16 protein-coding genes are annotated in these 16,786 nt (G+C 35.2%); 3 read left to right on the top strand and 13 right to left on the bottom strand.

Annotation, left to right across the window (positions count from 1 at the left end):
- Positions 1-445: S1-like domain-containing RNA-binding protein (locus TJ68_RS00125; RefSeq protein WP_040928093.1), on the bottom strand; the 445-nt coding region annotated here is incomplete at its 3' end.
- Between the two features lie 85 nt (positions 446-530).
- Here TJ68_RS00125 and TJ68_RS00130 point away from each other — a divergent pair.
- Positions 531-2,138, top strand: a complete 1,608-nt coding sequence (locus TJ68_RS00130) for an ABC-F family ATP-binding cassette domain-containing protein (protein ID WP_040928094.1) — start codon at positions 531-533, stop codon at positions 2,136-2,138.
- A gap of 56 nt (positions 2,139-2,194) precedes the next feature.
- Here the strand turns inward: TJ68_RS00130 and TJ68_RS00135 are convergent, their stop codons facing one another.
- Both TJ68_RS00135 and TJ68_RS00140 read right to left on the bottom strand, forming a co-directional pair.
- Positions 2,195-2,395 carry a cold-shock protein gene (locus TJ68_RS00135; protein WP_040928095.1) on the bottom strand — a complete coding sequence of 67 codons (201 nt, stop codon included), beginning with the start codon at positions 2,393-2,395 and terminating at the stop codon, positions 2,195-2,197.
- A 106-nt stretch (positions 2,396-2,501) separates the two neighbouring features.
- On the bottom strand, positions 2,502-2,798 hold the full coding sequence (locus TJ68_RS00140; RefSeq protein ID WP_040928096.1) for a DUF1033 family protein: 297 nt from the start codon (positions 2,796-2,798) through the stop codon (positions 2,502-2,504).
- A 115-nt stretch (positions 2,799-2,913) separates the two neighbouring features.
- On the opposite strand from TJ68_RS00140, the gene TJ68_RS00145 reads away from it, so the two are divergent.
- The gene (locus TJ68_RS00145; RefSeq protein ID WP_040928097.1) at positions 2,914-3,630 is read left to right on the top strand and encodes a 5-bromo-4-chloroindolyl phosphate hydrolysis family protein; all 717 of its coding nucleotides are present in this window, start codon (positions 2,914-2,916) and stop codon (positions 3,628-3,630) included.
- Positions 3,617-4,768 (top strand): toxic anion resistance protein, encoded by a 1,152-nt coding sequence (locus TJ68_RS00150; protein WP_040928098.1) that lies wholly within the window; start codon positions 3,617-3,619, stop codon positions 4,766-4,768. The genes TJ68_RS00145 and TJ68_RS00150 overlap by 14 nt, the downstream gene beginning before the upstream one ends.
- Positions 4,769-4,797: 29 nt before the next feature.
- Here TJ68_RS00150 and brnQ read toward each other — a convergent pair whose 3' ends face one another.
- The 10 genes from brnQ to TJ68_RS00200 form a co-directional block, all read right to left on the bottom strand.
- Positions 4,798-6,135 (bottom strand): branched-chain amino acid transport system II carrier protein, encoded by a 1,338-nt coding sequence (gene brnQ, locus TJ68_RS00155; protein WP_040928099.1) that lies wholly within the window; start codon positions 6,133-6,135, stop codon positions 4,798-4,800.
- A gap of 134 nt (positions 6,136-6,269) precedes the next feature.
- Positions 6,270-6,470 (bottom strand): DUF6501 family protein, encoded by a 201-nt coding sequence (locus TJ68_RS00160; protein WP_040928100.1) that lies wholly within the window; start codon positions 6,468-6,470, stop codon positions 6,270-6,272.
- 46 nt (positions 6,471-6,516) lie between these two features.
- Entirely contained in the window at positions 6,517-7,743 is a 1,227-nt protein-coding gene (gene odhB / locus TJ68_RS00165; RefSeq protein WP_040928101.1) for a 2-oxoglutarate dehydrogenase complex dihydrolipoyllysine-residue succinyltransferase, read from the bottom strand.
- A gap of 16 nt (positions 7,744-7,759) precedes the next feature.
- A complete protein-coding gene (locus TJ68_RS00170) occupies positions 7,760-10,540 on the bottom strand; it encodes a 2-oxoglutarate dehydrogenase E1 component (protein ID WP_040928102.1) in 2,781 nt (926 codons plus the stop codon).
- A gap of 95 nt (positions 10,541-10,635) precedes the next feature.
- Positions 10,636-11,961, bottom strand: coding sequence for a sensor histidine kinase (locus TJ68_RS00175; protein ID WP_238315988.1), 1,326 nt, complete (start codon positions 11,959-11,961; stop codon positions 10,636-10,638).
- A gap of 23 nt (positions 11,962-11,984) precedes the next feature.
- A complete protein-coding gene (locus TJ68_RS00180) occupies positions 11,985-12,653 on the bottom strand; it encodes a response regulator transcription factor (RefSeq protein WP_040928104.1) in 669 nt (222 codons plus the stop codon).
- Positions 12,654-12,750: 97 nt separating this feature from the next.
- Positions 12,751-13,374: a GNAT family N-acetyltransferase gene (locus TJ68_RS00185; RefSeq protein ID WP_052327215.1), complete on the bottom strand. Its 624-nt coding sequence runs from the start codon at positions 13,372-13,374 to the stop codon at positions 12,751-12,753.
- A gap of 21 nt (positions 13,375-13,395) precedes the next feature.
- A complete protein-coding gene (locus tag TJ68_RS00190; RefSeq protein WP_040928105.1) occupies positions 13,396-14,013 on the bottom strand; it encodes a phosphatase PAP2 family protein in 618 nt (205 codons plus the stop codon).
- A gap of 2 nt (positions 14,014-14,015) precedes the next feature.
- Positions 14,016-15,086: an undecaprenyldiphospho-muramoylpentapeptide beta-N-acetylglucosaminyltransferase gene (locus TJ68_RS00195; protein ID WP_040928106.1), complete on the bottom strand. Its 1,071-nt coding sequence runs from the start codon at positions 15,084-15,086 to the stop codon at positions 14,016-14,018.
- A 60-nt stretch (positions 15,087-15,146) separates the two neighbouring features.
- Entirely contained in the window at positions 15,147-16,691 is a 1,545-nt protein-coding gene (locus TJ68_RS00200; protein ID WP_052327216.1) for a S41 family peptidase, read from the bottom strand.
- Positions 16,692-16,786: the final 95 nt, after the last annotated feature.

A 16,786-nucleotide genomic window follows, 5' to 3' on the forward strand; every position in this document is an offset into this window, starting at 1 on the left:
CATCAAACGGCTGTGACATTTCTCTAGCTTCTGTTTCTGTAATCAATCGACCGTATATTTGGTTGTCGCTTTCTACACGGAGAGTTGCCATAACTTCATCGCCTGGTTTTGGCCAAACTTTTTTAAGTTTTGGTAAATCTTCATAAGGAATTAAAAAATCTTTTGGTGCATCTATATCGATGTAAACACCGTCATACGTCACGTCACTCACTGGTACGAAATCAAATTTGTCTCGAGTGATTTTTGGAATGACTGGAGAAGCAAATAACTCTCCACGCGTATTTGGATATATGAATACCGCAACGTCCTGTCCAACTTCATATTCCTCTTGTTGTAATGATTTGTTCATACGAATTACTTCATCGTCTTCAGTTTTAAAGTATAACGTTGACCCCTCTACTCTATCTAACGTTAAAAATTGAGTCGTTCCTGATAATCTCTTCATAAAATCTCCTAATCGTCGTTATAATATATTAATCATAGCATATGTATAGTATAATTACGTGTAATAATAATTAAGGAGAATGCACATGTTACAAGTTAGTGATGTGAGTTTACAATTTGGAGATAGAAAATTATTTGAAGATGTAAACATAAAATTTACACCGGGTAACTGTTATGGACTTATTGGTGCAAACGGTGCAGGTAAATCGACGTTTTTAAAGATCTTATCTGGAGAAATCGATTCTCAAACGGGTCACGTAACGATGGGACCAAATGAACGTATGGCGTTTTTAAAACAAGACCATTATCAGTACGAGGATGAGACAGTTTTAGACGTTGTATTAATGGGACACGAAGAGTTATGGCAAATTGCAGAAGAGAAAAATGCGATTTACATGAAACCAGACTTTAATGATGAAGATGGTATGCGGGCAGCTGAGCTCGAAGCGTTATATGGTGAAAAAGGTGGGTATACTGCAGATAGTGATGCTGAAAACTTATTGCACGGTTTAGGTATTGATCAGGATCTCGTTAATAAAAAGATGTCTGAACTAGAAAACAGCCAAAAAGTAAAAGTATTACTCGCACAAAGTTTATTTGGTAACCCAGACGTGTTACTGCTCGACGAGCCGACGAACGGTTTAGATATTAAAGCGATCCAGTGGTTAGAAGAGTTTTTAATCAACTTTGAAAACACTGTAATCGTCGTATCACACGACCGTAACTTCTTAAATAACGTCTGTACACATATCGCAGACTTAGATTACGGTAAAATTCAAATTTACGTTGGGAACTATGACTTCTGGTATCAGTCAAGTAAACTGGCTAAAGAGTTAATGCAAGAACAAAACAAGAAAAAAGAAGAACGTATCGCTGAGTTAAAAGAGTTTATTGCGAGATTTAGTGCAAACGCTGCAAAATCGAAACAAGCGACGAGTCGTAAAAAGATGCTCGAAAAAATTGAACTCGATGATATTAAACCGTCAAGCAGACGTTATCCATACGTTGGATTCACGCCAGAAAGAGAAATTGGGAACGATCTTTTACAAGTTAAAAATTTATCACACTCTATTGATGGAACTGAAATTTTAAAAGATGTAAACTTTACAATTAACCCGAACGACAAAGCGGTTATCGTTGGAGATAGTGAAATTCAAAAGACAGTTCTACTCGACATTTTAGCAGGCGTCATTGAACCTGACGAAGGTGAAGTCATTTGGGGTGTAACGACAACACAGACGTATATGCCTAAAGATAATAGTGAGTACTTTGAAGGCGTAGAATTATCACTCGTTGACTGGCTAAGACAATACGCACCTGAAGATGAGCAAACAGAAACGTTTTTACGTGGTTTCTTAGGACGTATGTTATTTAGCGGTGAAGAAGCAAAAAAACACGCACACGTTCTTTCTGGTGGAGAAAAAGTACGTGCAATGCTGTCTAAAATGATGTTATCTAAAGCGAACGTTTTACTACTCGATGAACCGACAAACCACTTAGACTTAGAAAGTATTCAAGCTGTAAACGATGGTCTCATTAAGTTTAAAGGATCGATTTTATTTACATCACATGACTTTGAATTCATTAACACGATCGCAAACCGCGTCATTGAATTAAACGAAGTCGGTGCTATGACTAAAGAAACATCTTACGAAGAATATTTAATTGACAAAGGTATTTTAAACAAATATTAAGCAAAAGAACCTCTACCAGTTGGTAGAGGTTCAATTTATTTTGAAAGCTATTAGTATTATAATTTAACTACGTTTGTCGCTTGTGGACCACGGTCGCCTTCAACGATTTCGAATTCAACTGCTTGTCCTTCTTCAAGAGATTTGTAGCCTTCCTCTTGAATTGCTGAGAAGTGTACGAATACGTCATCTTCTCCTTCGATTTCGATAAAGCCAAAACCTTTTTCAGCGTTGAACCATTTTACGTTACCTTGTTTCATTTAAAAAATCCTCCAAAAATATGTTCAATATTCAAATAAATATCGACAGTCATATTATATATCAATGAAAGCGTTTGTGTAAAGACCTACTTAAAAAGTGTAACATTTATTTCATTTCTAATATCGTATCATTTTCTAATGCGATTAATGAGTGATATATTTGTACATCATCATCACAATCTTCACAGTATTGAATCTCACAACAATTAAAAAATGCCGGGATATTATACTTTCCGATTTTTACGGATATATATTTATCCTGTAATAATTGATAGATTACATCATATTTTATTTTCATAGTTGGATAATCATTAAATATGTAGGACTCTGTAACATCCTCCCTCCACTCTTCAAATAACCACCAACCTTCATAATCGGCTGTAATTACGACTATTTCATACATTTGAACACCCCATTTTACGTCAATGTTCTAGTGAGTTTATTATAGTCCTATTATTCGCAAATTCAAGGACAAAGACTTATAATTATATTAAGAGACAAATGAATGGAGAAGTTTTATGAAGGATTACCTCACACATTGGTACGGCGTGTTGATTGCGAGTCCTGTTGCGATTATTACGTGGCTAATGTCGTTAATGGTGTTCGATTTAGCGACTTTAACATCAGCGATCGCAACGAGTGTTGCTGCACTCTTAACGTATGTTACAACACAGCAATTTACGTTACAAAAGTATTTAAACGAACATGAGCTTGCACGCAGTGAATATAAATATATAAAACAAGAGTTAAAGGTCGCCAAAGAAAAGCAGAAGCGACTTTTAAATAGCTTTAAAAAGATTAGAAATTTAAGCGATATTAAGCTTATCTTTGATATTAATAGAGTCGTACGTGCGATTATGAAGCGTGTAGAAAACGAGCCGAAACTATTTTATAATGGTTTACAATTCTTTCATTCAAATTTAGATTCAGCGGTAAACATGGTCGAAATTTACTTAGATTTATATCGTTTACCAGGTAAAACGAAAGAAGAAAAAATTGAACTCAATACGGCAAGATTACGCCTACTCGATTTAAAACGAAATTTAGAACTCGATTTATCAGAAATAAATAAACGAGATTATGAGCGGCTTAAAATAGAACGTGATGTATTAAAACGCACAGAAAAACACAATAGAACAAGACAGTTAGAAATGAAGGAAGATGAACGCCTTCCTGACTTTTCAAAAGTGATTCAAGAGAAAGAAAAAGCAGGTGAATATATTGACAGAAAGTAATAAAAAAGATGAATTATTAAACAACCCTTTTCAACCCGTTACGGAGTTACCAAAAGAAGAACACTCACAAAATGTGACAACAACATTTAAAGATGATGAATTTACAGCAGAAGAATTAAAACAGATAGAAACGATCAAAAATCAAATACAACCACTCGACAACGACGCACTCATTTCATATGGTGCGAATGCTCAGTCCCAACTGTCACAGTTCTCTCACGATATGTTAAACCAAGTACAATCTAAAGAGATAGGACCTGTTGGAGACTCTTTAAAACAGTTAATGAGTAAATTAAAAGAAATTGATCCTGAACAACTGACGAAACAAAATAAAAATGTGTTTCAACGTATGTTTGGTAAAGTTAATCGATCAGTAAATGAATTACTCGCTAAACATAAAGGTGTTGCGAGCCAAGTAGATAGAATCAGTGTACAACTGGAAAACTCAAAAGATTTACTCGTTAGAGATGTTCAATTATTAGACAATCTCTACGAAGAAAATAAGGCCTATTTTGAAGCGTTAAACATTTATATACGTGCTGCTGAGCTTAAAAAAAATGAAATTGAGAAAGAAACACTACCTGAGTTAAGACAGCGTGCAACAGCGTCTAACAATCAAATGGCAACGCAAGATGTAAACGATATGATTCAGTACATGAATCGATTAGATAAACGTATTCATGACCTTAAATTATCTCGTCAAATTACGTTACAATCTGCGCCGCAAATTCGTATGATTCAAAATATTAACCAGTCACTCGCTGAAAAAATTCAAAGCTCGATTTTAACATCTATCCCACTGTGGAAAAACCAAATGGCGATTGCGTTAACACTTTTAAATCAAGAATCAGCGTCAAAAGCACAAAAAGCTGTAACAGACACGACAAATGAACTGTTAAGTAAAAATAGTGAGATGTTAAAACAAAACGCACTCATGACAGCAGAAGAAAACGAACGTGGTATCGTAGATATCGAAACGCTTAAATATACGCAAGAAAACCTACTTGAGACGATTGAAGAAACGTTACGCATTCAAACAGAAGGTAAAGCAAAACGTCAAGCTGCTGAAAAAGAATTACTTCAAATGGAAGAAGAACTTAAAACTCGCCTATTAGATATAAAAGATAGATACAAATAAAAGGAAAGGAGTCCCCTCCTTTCCTTTTTCTACTCGTATACAATTTTTTCTTGTTTTGAACCGAGTAAATATCCGATGATATAACCGATAATTAATAATGGAATCCATTCAAACTGTGAAGCGAATAATGGTAAATTTTCTAATACTTGAAGCGGTAGCTTTTCTAATGCTGATACTCCAAAATATTCTGATCGATAAACGACTGCAAGAATTGAAACAACTGAAATTAGGTATACTGGAACTTGCATTGAAAGCTTTGGTGATGGTACAAAGTACGTGATAATTACTAACGCTACGACAGTCATTGCGATTGGATATAAGATCATAAGTACTGGAACGGACCCTTGGATAATTGTACTTAACCCCTGGTTAGCAAGTACTAATGATACGAGTGTCCAAATTGCTGCCCATGCTTTATAACTTAACTTAGGGATTAATTTATTGAAATACTCTGCAACTGCTACGATTAATCCGACACAAGTTGTTAAACAAGCAAGGAATACAATCGTTGCTAGTATAAATACTCCAAATCCTCCGAGAACATCTTCAGCTACAAACGTTAAAATATAAGTTCCTAAGTTTTGACCTTCAGGTAATGCTCCAGGTAAAGCAACTCTGTTACCAATCCAAGCAAGTGATACATAAATCACTCCAAGTAATGATGCTGCAATTACTGCAGATTTAATTGTTCCATTAAGTAAATCTTTTTTATCTGTGAATCCAAGTCCGCGTATTGCGTTGATAACGATTAAACTAAATACGAGTGCTGCAATTGCGTCCATCGTTAAATAACCTTCTGTAAATCCTACTGAAAATGCGTTCTTTTCTAAAAATGCACCAGCCGTAGTATTTGGCGTTAAACCTAAGTAGCTCACAATACCCATAACGACTAATAAAATAATAGTAATTAATAAAATCGGTGTTAATGCCTTACCAATAGTATCTACCAGATATCCTGGCTTTAAAACAATTAAGAAAACAATAACAAAATATAACACCGAGAAGATGAGTAAACTTAATGAGCTTGAACCACTTAAGTATGGTAATACTGACATTTCATACGCAGTTGTTGCCGTTCTTGGAATCGCAAAGAATGGTCCAATTGTTAAAAAGATAGCGACCATAAATACGACAGAGAACCACTTACTTATATGATTAAGTGATTCATCGTAACCACCTTTTGAAATGGCACCCGCAATTACTGCAATGAGTGGTAACCCTACTCCAGTAATTACAAATCCTAATGTTCCAATCCAAAAGTGATCCCCGCTTTCATGTCCGATTGACGGTGGGAAAATTAAGTTTCCGGCCCCGAAGAACATCGCGAACAGCATGAATCCTACGACAAATACATATTTAGTATTCATTTCTAAACCTCCAAAAAATTAATTTATCTTTTTGCATAAACAACATATTACATGACTTAATTCATTATGTCTATATGTTTTTCGAATTATCAGAAAACTTTTTTAAAAAAATTAAGATGTGTCTTACGCACATCTTAAACTTCTTCAAAATATTCTTTATAATAGCCGCCGACTTTATTAGAATTGTCGATGACAAATAAATATTCTTCAGTTTCATTAACTACTTTATACGTTTTACCAACTGTTAACATATCAGATACTTTAAACTTTTTTGCATCTGTATGAACGACTTTGACGTCTTTAATATGATTATCTTTCCAAGTTTCGTGTAACATATATTCTCTCCTTAAAAAGAAAGAGGTGCATTTTGCACCTCTTATATTAACCTTCTAATAGTAAGTCTTCAGGGTTTTCAATTAATTCTTTAATTGTTTTTAAGAATCCAACAGACTCAGCACCATCAATGATACGGTGGTCGTAACTTAATGCGACATACATCATTGGACGAATTTCTACTTTACCATCTACTGCTACTGGACGTTGTTGAATTGTGTGCATACCTAAAATTGCAGCTTGAGTACCGTTAATAATCGGCGTAGACATTAATGAACCGAATACTCCACCATTTGTAATAGTGAATGATCCACCTGTCATTTCATCAAGTTTTAATTTCTTATCGCGTGCACGTGTCGCAACATCGATAATATCATTTTCGATTTCAGCAAAGTTTTTACGGTCACAATCTCTAATCACTGGTACGAGTAGTCCTTCATCAGTAGATACTGCAATCGCAATATCATAGAACTGTTTGTAAACTAAATCTTTACCGTCGATTTCAGCGTTAACTGCTGGATATTTCTTAAGTGCAGCGACTACAGCTTTTGTAAAGAATGACATGAAGCCAAGTTTCGTTCCGTCATTTCTTTCCATAAACTGATCTTTTTTACGTTTACGTAAATCCATAACAGCAGACATGTCGATTTCGTTAAACGTTGTTAACATCGCTGTAGATTGAGAAACTTCTAATAGACGATTTGCAATCGTTTGACGACGACGTGACATCGGTTCACGAACTACAGGTTTTTCAAAAGCAGCTTGTTCTTTAACTTCTGGTTTTGCTTGTTCTGCTTTAGGTGCTTCTTTAGGCGTGTTTACATGATTATTAACGTCATGTGAACGTACTAGACCTCTTGGATCTGCAGCGTTAATGTCAGCTAAGTCGATGCCTTTTTCACGTGCTAATTTACGCGCTGAAGGCGTTGCAACGATTTGAGAATCTTCTTTAGATTCAACTACTGTTTCTTCTTTAACTTCTTCTTTTTTCTCTTCTTTAGGTTCTTCTGCTTTAGTCTCTTCTCTTTTAGGTGCACCACTGCCTTCACCAACTACAGCAACAACTTGACCGACTTCAACAGTGTCTCCTTCTTCAGCTTTCACTTCAGAAATAACACCGTCTTCTTCACTGACAATTTCAACGTTGACTTTGTCAGTTTCTAGTTCTAAAACAGCTTCCCCTTTTTCAACACTGTCTCCAACTTTTTTAAACCAAGTCGCAATCGTACCTTCTGTAATCGATTCTGCGAGCTCTGGAACGATAATTTCACTCATTCTCTATCTTCTCCTCTTATTTCAATGCTTCTTTAATGATTCTATCTTGAATTAATTTATAAATACCTGCGTTTCCTTCTGCAGGAGATGCACTTTCGTTTCTTCCAACATAGCTTAATGCGATTTTGTCATCGAGTAGATCGCGTAAGTACGGTTCTACGAAACGATATGAACCTTGGTTTTTAGGCTCTTCTTGTACAAATCTAACTTCTTCTAATTTTGGTAGAGTACTTAGAACTTCTTTAATTTCTTTCTCTGGGAATGGATATAGTTGTTCCAATTTAATTAATAACTTAGAAGCGTCTTCTTCTTTTTTAAGATTTTCTTCAAGCTCAATTGCCACTTTACCACTAGCGATTAACACTGTTTTAACTGATTTAGGTTTTTCATTGTTATAAATGATTTCTTTAAATGTACCATTTACAAACTCTGAAACTGGTCTAGATGCTGTTTGGTTTCTTAGTAAACTTTTCGGTGAAGTAAGTACTAATGGACGCATTAAATCAGTGTTTAAGTTTTGTGCTTGTCGTCTTAATAAGTGGAAGTAGTTCGCACTTGATGATAAGTTCGCAACAATCATGTTGTTTTCTGCACATAACTGTAAGAATCTTTCAATTCTTGCACTAGAGTGTTCAGGACCTTGTCCTTCTTGTGCATGAGGAAGTAACATCGTTAAGCCTGTCGTTTCTCCCCATTTAGAATGCGCTGCAGAAATAAACGTATCAATGATTGGCTGTGCCATGTTTACGAAGTCACCGTACTGTGCTTCCCAAATTGTTAAGACGTCTTTATTTTGAACGTTATAACCATATTCATATGCAAGTGCTGCAAGTTCTGATAACGGCGAGTTATAAATATCAAATGATGCTTTTGCGTCACTAATATTTTTTAACGGCGTATATTTTTCTCCGCTTTCAGGATCATGTAACACAGCGTTACGGTGTGCGAACGTACCACGTTCTGCATCTTCACCAGTAAAGCGAATTGGTGTACCGTCTTGAAGTAGTGTTGCAAACGCAAGTGCTTCAGCGTGGCCCCAGTCGATACCAGCTGAGTCATCTTCAAATGCTAACTTTCTTCTTTCTAAAACTTTAGAAAGTCGTTTGAATACTTCAAAATCACCGTTATAAGTTAATAATTCTTCAGTAATTTTCTGTAAACGTTCTTTCGTAATCGTTTCATCTGCTTCGTTTTTCTGTTTACCAAATACGAAATCAGGATGTTCGATTTCACCACTTACAATCGTATCGTTTTTATCGATTTTATCGTGTGCTGAACGAATTTCTTTTTCAACATTCTCAATAATTTCTGATTTTTGGTCTTTAGAAATTACTGATTCCTCAACTAATTGATCACCATATAAGTGCTCAATTGTTGGATAGTTTTTAATTTCATTGTAAAGCATTGGGTTTGTTGTCATTGGTTCATCCATTTCGTTATGACCCATACGACGGTATCCGATGAGGTCGATAACGATATCTCGGTTGAATGTTTGACGGTATTCAAATGCAAGTTCAATTGCTTTTAATACGTATTCTGGTTTGTCGTTATTGACGTGTAATACAGGGATATCAAAACCTTTTGCGATATCACTTGAGTAAAGCGTTGAACGACCGTCCCATTCTTCTGTTGTGAAACCGATACGGTTATTCGTAATGATGTGGATAGAACCACCGACAGTGTAACCATTTAGGTCACTCATGTTCATTGCTTCAGGGTTTACACCTTGAGCTGGGAACGCAGCGTCGCCGTGTACAACTACTGCAAATGATGCATTTTTGTCTTGTACACTTTCGCCCGCTACATCGTTTTGTTCCTGCGCGGCACGTGTTTTACCTTGTACGACAGGTCCAACGATTTCTAAGTGAGACGGGTTATTTGCAAGTGTAACTGTTTGCTCAAGATCGTTATCATTTAATGTTTTAACCCCACCGAGGTGATATTTAACGTCTCCCATCCAACCGTTAGTAATTGCTAGAGACTCATCAGTTGGTAAGAATTTCATAGCGTCCGTTGACATGAATTCACTTAACATCATTTCGTATGGTTTTTGTAATACGTGAGTTAAGACGTTAAGGCGTCCACGGTGTGCCATACCAATTTGAAGGTGTTGTAATTTATCTTCAGCCATTTTCTTAAGTAGATGATTTAACATCGGTACTAAAGAGTCTACACCTTCAATAGAGAAACGTTTTGCTCCTACGAAGTTTTTTTGTAAATATTTTTCGAAACCTTCAACTTTTGATAATTCTTTAAATAGTGCTATTTTTTGATCGTTATCATAGTTCGGTTGCCCTTTTGTTTCCGTATACTTTTTGAACCATTCTCTTTCTTCTTCGTTATTAATGTGTGAGAATTCAAAAGATAATGGTGAAGTATACGTGTTTTTTAAATGATGAATCGCATCGAGTGCATTATCAAAAGTATCTACTAAATATGGACTAATCGTTTCAACAGAAACGTTTTTAAGATCATCTTCAGTAAATCCATAACTTTCAAAACTGAAATCAGGTTTGTTTTTAATTTCAGGAGGATATACCGGATAAACGTCAGCCACTAGGTGACCGTAAGTACGAATATCAGTTACCCACTTAATAATGTTCTCTAATTTGCTGCTTGAGCTACCTGTTCTCGGAGTGCTAAATTGAGTATCATTGTTTAAAATCGACTCAAATAAAATTTGCATCTCCTCAGAAACACTATTCGGGTCTTCTAGATACATATCGTAGTATTCTAAGATTAACCCAAGGTTTGTTCCGAAACTAACAGGCGCGTGATCATACGCCTTCTCTTTCATATAAGACACCTCTTCTGTGTATTTATTACTCGTTATAAGTTTACCATTTTAATGCCTTCCTTTAAAGTAAATGACCTATCTTAAGCGATATTAATTTACTTTAAAGGAAATTCAATATGAATCGTCGTTCCATCATTAATTTTACTTGTGATATACACGTTTCCACCATTTGCTTCAATAATCTTTTTAGCAATCGATAATCCAAGTCCATTACCGCCGAGTTCACGACTTCTTGATTTATCAACTCTATAAAAACGGTCGAATACTTTATTGACCTCTTCTTTGGGAATCCCAATCCCTTTGTCAGAGATTTCAATTTTAATTTTATCACTCATTTGTTTAGATACGATTTGAATAGATTTATTTTTATTATCGTATTTTACGGCGTTATCTAGGAAGATAACGAGTATTTGTTCAAATTGATACTGACTAATGGCGTAATATAAACTATCTTTTAAATCAGTCGTAAACGTATATGACGGGTGAAGTTGCCACATCGCATTGACGCGACTTAAAATTTCATTGTTTAAATCAATTGGCTCAAGGATGAGTTTCTGTTTATTTTCATTTTTTGTTAACTCTAACAACTCTTCGATTAATTTAGTAATACGTCCCATCTCATCGATAGAAATTTGAAGGGACTCTTCGAGTACTGCCTTATCATTTTTACCCCATCGGTTAATTAAATTTAAATGTCCTTGAACGATTTGTAGCGGCGTACGTAGTTCATGTGATGCGTCTTCTACAAATTGTTTTTGCTGATTAAATGATTCTTCAAGTGTATCCATCATTTTGTTAAATGAAACAACCATGTAATCAATTTCTGATAAATTCGTTCGTAAATCGAGACGTTCAGAAAACCCGTTATTTTCAACGTACTGAAGTTGTTTTGTAAATCGGTATATTGGACGAACCATTTGTCCAGAAATAAAGTAACTAATGACAGATGTCACGGATATTGACATAAATGCGATAATCGTTGCGATAATAATAATCATTTGTAAAATCGTATAATATTCTTGCATCGGATGAATGATTGCAATATATCCGTTCCAATATTCTGATTCGATCATGACAGTTTTTACGATATATTTTTTGTCATTGATTTCCATCGGATAAAAATCCGGATTAATAATTTGTTCACGTGGTATATTATAGGATTGATCCCTACTCGGCCAACGGTACACTTCTTCACCGCTCATCGTAAAGAGTACAAATTTTTGATTATCATAAAGACTCGTATAAATTTCGCGTTCAGTAATCGCGTTAATCGGTGTCGTTGAATACAAAGAATGTAATTCAGCGGCACTTCTATCAGCTGCACGGTACTGTAAATCTTTTAAATATATACTCGTTGCATAAATTAAGAACGTACTGAACATAATAAAAGAACCAGTGATTATCAAAATTGCTAACCGCATCCACCTTGATCTTAGAGAGGTTTTCATTCTCGAATCACATACCCAACACCCCGAACAGTTTCGATAATTTTATCGAGGTCATACTGTTTGAGCTTATTTCGTAAATAACGAATGTAAACGTCAACGACATTCGTTTCAACTTCGTTATCGTATCCCCAAATTTGATCTAGTATCGTCTCACGTTTTAATACAATATTCTCATTTTCAATGAGTAATCGTAATAATTCGAATTCTGTTTTTGTTAAGTCTAGTTCGGTCTCATTTACGAGTACTTTATATGCTGATAAATCAATTGTTATACCGTTTGATTCTAATCTATTCGACTCGTGTACTTTTCTGCGTCTCATAATGACACGAATACGTGCGAGTAGCTCTTCAATTTCAAATGGTTTAACGATATAATCGTCTGCGCCATAATCTAAGCCAATGACTTTTTCATATGTTGTATCTTTTGCTGTAATCATAATAATTGGTGTGTCTTTTTCTTTTCTAATTTTACGACATACTTCTAATCCATTTAACTCTGGTAGCATTAAATCGAGTAATATGCAGTCGTAATCTTTGTCTAAAGCATGCTCTAGCCCACTTAATCCGTCAAAGGTTACTTCTACGTCATAGCCTTCATAAGTGAGTTCAAGTTCTAGAAAACGTGCTAAATTTTGTTCATCTTCGACAACTAAAATATTTGGCATCGTCTCACCTCAAGTTAACTATATCATTTTGAATATTATCTCTAAAATTATCATAAAAAATACTCCGATTAAAGTAAAAACTTTAACCGGAGTTTTATTACACACCAGAAACTTTACCTGGAGTGTCATTACTATAGCTTTGTTGTCGAATGATTAAATTCTTTTTCACTTCTGGCCATTCATCATCAATTATTGAGTATACGACTAAATTTCTAGGTACACCATGGAGAGCACGTTCTTTTCTTAAGACTCCTTCTTTTGTAAATCCGAGTCTCTCGATTGCTTTATTTGAACGCACATTCCTTTCATCGGCACGAATTTGGACACGCATCATACCCATTACTTCAAAACAAAATTCAAGTAGTAAAAACTTTGAGTCAGAGTTGACAAAAGTACGTTGTGCACTCGTTCCAAACCAACTGGCACCAATTTCACAACTTTGTCGTTCATAGTCGATATGCTGAATTCTTGTACTACCGAGCACTTCATCTGTTGATTTTAATATGACGACAAATGGAATTGCCTGCATGTTATTGCGTGAATCTATTGCACTTGAGACCCATTCAGTCATCTGCTCTTCAGTGATTGCTTGATATAACATATATGTCCATATACTTTCATGGTTTACCTTTTGTAAATCTTTTGCGTGGGACAACTGCATCGGAATTAATTTAATTCTGTCATTCTCAAGAGTGATTGATTCATATAAATGAGTAATCAATAGATCCACCTACTTCATGAATTATTTTATATCTTTAAATTTTCCATGGAATATCCATGATACTAAAGAAACTGTCGCCGCTCCGATCGCCATGCCTGCGAGAACGTCTGTTGGAAAATGGACACCGAGATATACGCGTGACGAGCAAATAAGTAAAATTGCGACAGCACAAAGTGCATACAGTACAGCTTTATGATTTAAATTCGTATGTTTTATTAATACCATCAAGCTTCCGAAAAATATGGTAGAACCGAGACTGTGTCCGCTAGGGAAACTAAATCCACCAATTTCAATTAATCGTAAGAACGCTGGACGTTCTCTGTCGAATGAATGTTTCAGAACAGGAATTAAAATGCTAGACATTAACATTGAGACGACCAAAAACAACGCGTGAATGTTCATTCTGTATAACAGTAAAATCGCAATGACAATGATTGAGAGAATAATCATTGAGATGACTTCACCGAGTTGAGTGACCCCTAAAAATAATGCAGTTGTTAAAAAACTTTCTGAAGCGTAGATAAACTCATACACTTCACGGTCGATAAAACGACCGACACGTGACTCGTGAAACACTGCAATCACACCAAATATTAGAGTAAATACGATAAACAATGATATTTTCTTTGCACGACTCATATTTACTCCTCCTTAAGTAGATGTTCTGTTAAGCGTTTTGGTGTCATACCCGCTGTAAATGTCTCCATATTTTTAATGTATTCTAGTTTATTATTTTCGATTTTCCTAATATTGTCAATGATTCGTTTTGGAGTTATAGATTCATCTTCGATCGTTTCAGCATAACCTTTACTTTTAAAATACTCAGCATTTTCAATTTGGTCTCCCCGACTTTGAGATAACGGTAATGGGATTAAAAGCATCGGCTGCTTAAGGAGTAGTAATTCGTAAATAACGTTAGCACCACTTCGTGAAATAACGACGTCGGACATTTTATAAAAATGCGCGAGCTCATGTTGAACGAATTCATATTGACGATAGTTAGGATGCTTAATATCTTCACGCATATTATCTGGCCCTGTTATATGAATGACTTGGTATTGGTCTACAAAAGTATCTATATGGTTATGCACTAAATCGTTTATAGATTTTGCCCCTAAACTCCCTCCGATAAACATAATTGTCGGTTTATTTGGATCGAGTCCCGTAATGTTCTTTGCGATCTCTTTACTACCATGTAGCAATTCTTCGCGAATGACAGGTCCTACATACTCCGATTTACTTGAATCGACATAGTTTAACGTCTTTTCAAAAGTGACAAATATCTTTTTAGCAAATTTACCAGCAATTTTATTCGCTAGTCCTGGAGAAATATCTGACTCATGAATATAAACGGGTATTTTCAAACTTTTAGCTGCGAGTACAACTGGTACTGACACGAAACCACCTTTTGAAAAGACGAATTTCGGCTTTAACTTTTTTAATATACGTCTCGCATCAAAAATACCTTTTGTCACCTTAAATACATCTTTAATATTTTCAAATGATAAATAGCGTCGTAACTTACCACTTGAAATGCTGTAGTATTCGATACCGGATTTTTCGATAATTTCTTTTTCAATACCTGTTTTAGAGCCGATATAATATGGTTTTACGTTTTCATTTAACAGTTCTGGTGCGATTAACGTATTGAGCATAACGTGCCCGATTGTCCCCCCACCTGTTAATACGACTACATCATCCTTTAATTTCATATGTATCCTCTTTCTTTAAATAATGATAAACACCATGCATATGCACGGTGTTTATATGAATTATTCATCGTCTTGATTTGAACGTTTACGAGAATCATCGACAGGAATGTACTTAGACTCTTCCTTCATTTCTTTTGTAATATCTTCTTTAGACTTTTCGCCTTTAATATAATCCAGTAGATAATTGTATTGAGCGTCATTATCTTGGATGTGTTGACGAATATCTTTCATTAATAGAGCTGTCGTATCCCCTGTAACGATACCATTTTCATCAAGGTTATTGTCTTTTTGATAATTTTTAACAGCGTCTGTTAAATTAGCGTCAAAGACGTTATCGATTGTTTCTATATTATAACCTAACGCTTCTAACATCACTTTAATCGTAATAATATCATCGTTCTCTTGTGTTTCAATATATGCATCTTCTCTATCTAAGAACTTCACTCGATAGAAATCTGGATTGTGAATTACAAAATCTGGTTCGATACCTTTTTCGTGAATCCAGTCGCCATTTGGTGTTAACCATTTTGTGTTTGTATATTTAACTAATGACTGATCTTTGAATTCACTCGTTCTTTGTACGATACCTTTACCAAATGATTTCGTACCGACGATTTCAGCTTTCGTTAAATCACGCATTGCTCCAGCAAATACTTCACTCGCACTTGCTGAACCTTCATTAAGTAAAATATAAATGTTGTCAAAGTCATCTTCTTTTACTAATCGATCATTTTCAGCATATATCTCTTCACGATCACCATTTTTATGCTCCAGATATAAGACGAGTTCGCCTTTATCTACGAAGAAATTAATCATCTCAACAGCTTCGTTTAATAGACCACCTGGGTTTGAACGAAAATCTAGTACGACGTCTTTAACTTTTTTCTCTTTAGCATCTTCAAGCGCAAGTTTTAATTCTTTCGCAGTATCTTGTTGGAAACGATTGATACTAATATGAGAAACATCATCTTTAATTTCTGAAGTGACACTATCGATATGAATTTTTTCACGAGTAATAACGAGGTCAAATGGTTTGTCAGAACCTCTTTGAATCGTTAACGTGACATCCGTACCCTCTTCACCACGAATAAGTTGAACAGCTTCGTGTGAAGACCAACCTTTAATTGATTCTCCATCAATTGCGAGTATTTTATCTCCGGGTTGAACGCCTGCTTTTTCTGCTGGCGAACCTTTCATTGGACTTGAGACGATGACGTTTTGATCATCTTGCATAATCTCAGCACCAATACCGTAAAACTCACCGGTAATTGATTCTTCAAAATCGGCTGTTTCGTCTCTTTGCATGTATTCACTATATGGATCGTTTAAACCATTCACCATGCCTTTAATCGAAGATTCAATTAAATATTCTCTGTCAACGTCTGTATAATATTCTGAAGATAGAGTGTCGTACACGTTATATAATTTAACGAACTCTTGTCTCGTATCAGTTCCGACGTTTACTGCGCGTTCGGTTTTTCCACCTAAACTTAGTGCAGTAATTAATACGGAAAGAAAAATCGTCGTTAGTATGATGACGATAAACCAGAATATATTTAAACTGACTTTTAAACGATGACTACTTTTTGGTATTTCGTTGTTCACAGTTTCACCTAATTTCTAATATTACAATGATTCTGCAAATGGAAGAGCTGCATCTAAAGCAATTTCAATCATCTCATTAAATGTCGTCTGTCTTT

Origin of the sequence: Nosocomiicoccus massiliensis, assembly GCF_000438455.1 — a bacterium.
Lineage (GTDB): Bacteria > Bacillota > Bacilli > Staphylococcales > Salinicoccaceae > Nosocomiicoccus > Nosocomiicoccus massiliensis.